Below are 3,331 nucleotides of genomic sequence, written 5' to 3'. Positions count from 1 at the left end.
TGGAGACGATCTTGAAAAGGCGCGGCGTTTAGATCGCGTGAGCCAGGATCGCAGGAAGGGAGACGGCCGGCAGAGCGATCACGCGAGCGCGACGCTTGCCGGCCGGCAGTGTTGCGGAGGAGTTGGTCAGGCCGCGTCGAGCTCCTGGTCGGAGCGGCGTGACTTGCCGGTGATGCGGACGAGCAAACCCTTGTGCACGAGGCGGTCTGCGATAGCGGATGCTGCAGCGCTGTTGTGGAAGAGCTTGCCCCAGTCCTTGAAAGGGAGGTTGGTGGTGACAATGGTGGAAGCGCGTTGGTAGCGCTTGTTGAAGACCTGGTAGAGGAGGTCGGCCCCGCGGGCGTCGAAGCTGAGATATCCGAGTTCGTCGATGAGGAGGAGCTCGGGTGCAGCCCAGGCGGAAAGCCGTTTGTGGAGCGTGTTTTTGGATTGGCCCACGACGAGGTCATTCACCAGGTCAGCGGCCACGACGAAGCGGACGCGGTAGCCGCGGAGGCAAGCAAGCTGTCCGAGGGCATTGGCGAGGTGCGTCTTGCCTACCCCACTTGGGCCGATGAAGACGACGTTGCTCTTCTCCCGAATGAAATCGAGGGATGCCGCACGCATGACGAGCTCTCTGTCGATGTGCTTGGGGTAGTTGAAGTCATAGGAGTCGATGGTGGGGAGAGGAAAGATAGCGGAGCGGCGCAGGGCCGTCTTGGCGCGAGCTTCGGTGGTGTCGCGGAGCTGCTCGCGCATGAGGTTGTCGAGAAGTGACGACGGAGAGTCGTTTCTGGCAATGGCTTTGGCCAGGGCCGCACTCAACTGACTGGCAGCATGCTCGAGTCCGAGAGCGCGCAGGACGTCTTCGAGCGAGAGTGTGGACAAGTCATGAGGGAAGACGGAGGTTGGGCTTCTGGGGCGGGAGGGCATCGTAGGAGTCCAGAGGGTGGGGTTGGACGTCGAGGGAGTCAGCAATGGCATTGCCTGTGAGAATGGGCTCCGGGGGCTCTGCGAGGCCTTGGGCGAAACGGGCCTGGTCAATCAGCGCGCGGACGTAGCGGGCGCCGAAGGTGCGCAGGACGAGGGCGCGAGCCATGGCGGCGGCCACCTCGGCATCGCTGTATTGGAGGGTGAGGCGCAGCAAGGCGCGGCATTCGTTGTTGAGGCGAATGGGGCGGCGAGCGACTTCCTGAAGGTAGAGTCTGGCTTCAGGGCTGAGGGAGGCGAGTCGTTCCTTGCGCTTGGGCCCGAGTGCAAGCTTGCGTCGCTCGAGGAGTCGCTGAATGTGGTGGGCGTCCTCGATATGACGGTGGCGGTCCCAACACCTCTCGTGGCGGGCGACTTCCGTCCCCTCGTGGAGAATGCGGACGGAGGTGTCATTGGCCCGAAGGTGCACCGACTTGCCAGCGAATTCAGGAGGGACGGAGTAGGAATTGGAGTCCAGTCGGACGCGTGCCTCCTTGGAGACGACGAGAGGGAGGAGGACGTCCGTGTCATAGGGGTGCGCTGGAAGCGGGTGCAGTCTGGGCTTCTCGAGGAGAAGCCTCTCGCAGGGCCGCTCTCGGGTGGTGGCATGAAGCCGCGTGTTCGCCGTCTCGGCCAGCCACGTCCTGGCCTGTGCGCGCAAGTCCTCGAGAGAGGAGAAGGAGCGGCCGTAGAAGAAGGCGTGGCGCAGGTACTTGATGCATGCCTCCACGCGGCCCTTGGCTTCCGGGTAGCGGATGGGGGCCGCGGTGGGCTCGAAGAGGTAGTGTCCCGCGAAGGAGAGGAAGCGTGGGTTGAATTGCACCGTGCTTCCGACGCGGTTGAGGACAACGGACTTGAGGTTGTCGTAGAGGATTCGCCGAGGGATGCCGCCGAAGTACTCCAGGGCGCGCTGGTGCATGCGCAGGAAGGTTTCCATGTGCATGTCCAAGGAGAAGTCAACGAAGAGAGCGCGCGAGTAGGACAGCACCATGGCGAATGCGGAAAGGGGGCGTGAGGTGGAGCCAATGCGGAAGTGTCCAAAGCTTCCCCAGTCCACCTGGGCGTACTCCCCGGGCTCCGTCTCCACGCGCAAGTACACCTTGCGCGGCCGCGGGTGCCGTACCTTCGCCACGTAGCGACGCAGAATGGCAATCCCATGCTGGTAGCCTTGGGCCTTCAACTCAGCCAGGAGGCGGGTTCCCGTCAACTCTGGCGCTTCCGTGAGGCGCTGGACAAGGTAGGGTTTGAAGGGCTCCAAGACGCCAGCAGGCCGGGGTTGGGCCGCCTCCGAAGTCACGGAAATAGCCCTGCGGACGGTGGAGTGGTGCACGCCGAAGCGGCGGGCCACTGTCTCGACTGCCCACCCTTCTCGAAGGCAAAGACGTCTCATTTCTGCGCCAATCTCAGGCGAAATCATCGCTGCTGCCCCGTCGCCGCGCGGGTGAGAAGCCGCCGGGCCGACGCAAAGCCTTCCCATTCGAAAAACCTGTCACGGGGTGGGGGTGGGCACTGCAGAGACGTCCACTCGACGGCGATGTTGGGGTTGAAGGCCAGGTCTCCCAATAGCTTCGCCCACAACCCAGGCTGGAGGCGGGCCTCCTGCGCGTCCGCATCGACAACAGCGTAGAGGGGCATGCCGTACCAGGCACTGAGAGACTCCACCAGCAGGGACACGGCTGGAGTCATCGCCGGTACAGGTGGAAGGCGGGCTTTGAGGACAGTGCCCTGCTTGGGCACGGAAAGAAGGAGCTGGGTGTGCGGGGTATGTGCCTCGAGAGTCAGCCACAGCGGTGGTGAAGACATAGAGAGCCACCTCCAGACGGCGCCTGGCGGCCGGCGCATCCGGCTCGCGGGGCACCCGTGCGGCTTTTGTTACGCCCGCCTCCGCCTGGCTTGAACCTGGATGTGTGACTCTCCGCGCTCGCTGTCGTGCCCGTTGCGCTGCTTTGCGGGCTGCCGCGTCACGACGCACCTCGGAAGGACTGAGGCTCATACGGTAGGCACGGCCCGCTTTGCGCCACTGCGCTCTGCGGGCCAGCGTGCGGCACACTTCACGGCAGTACGCCTGCCCCCTGTCGCACCTCCGACAGAGCCAGAACAGCTCCCCGCAATGACAGCACTCTCGCTTTCGAAGCTCGTGCACCCGGGCCTCTGGGTGGACGCTTTCGTGACACGGGCGCCTCTTGTTGCTGCCTGTCGCGGAGAGGTAGCGACTCCATTTGTCCGGCGGCCTGGCCTTCCTCCAGGTCGCTCATCTCGTCCACTTCTGCGGCCCAGCGTGACCCAATGCTTCCCTGCCGCCAGTTTTCGACACCTCGAGCGTCGATGCGCGGCCCTCCAATCCCGCGCTTCTCCGCGCTCGGTTGGATCGAAGACCCGCGCT

The 3,331-nt window shown here is 64.4% G+C and carries 2 protein-coding genes; both read right to left on the bottom strand.

The annotated features are described in order from the left end of the window. Positions 1-126: 126 nt before the first annotated feature. Entirely contained in the window at positions 127-912 is a 786-nt protein-coding gene (istB, locus tag LZ198_RS42580; protein ID WP_253977899.1) for an IS21-like element helper ATPase IstB, read from the bottom strand. Next, entirely contained in the window at positions 869-2,338 is a 1,470-nt protein-coding gene (istA, locus tag LZ198_RS42575) for an IS21 family transposase (protein WP_253977900.1), read from the bottom strand. The genes istB and istA overlap by 44 nt, the downstream gene beginning before the upstream one ends. Between the last annotated feature and the right edge of the window lie 993 nt (positions 2,339-3,331).

This window comes from Myxococcus dinghuensis, assembly GCF_024198235.1.
GTDB classification, from domain to species: domain Bacteria; phylum Myxococcota; class Myxococcia; order Myxococcales; family Myxococcaceae; genus Myxococcus; species Myxococcus dinghuensis.
The sequence above is the reverse complement of the archived record's forward strand: the minus strand, read 5'-3'. Positions and strand labels throughout refer to the sequence as shown.

Coding starts and splice junctions, on each gene's coding strand:
- istB (WP_253977899.1), bottom strand. CDS start 912: ATGCCCTCCCGCCCCAGAAGCCCAACCTCCGTCTTCCCTCATGACTTG.
- istA (WP_253977900.1), bottom strand. CDS start 2,338: ATGAGACGTCTTTGCCTTCGAGAAGGGTGGGCAGTCGAGACAGTGGCC.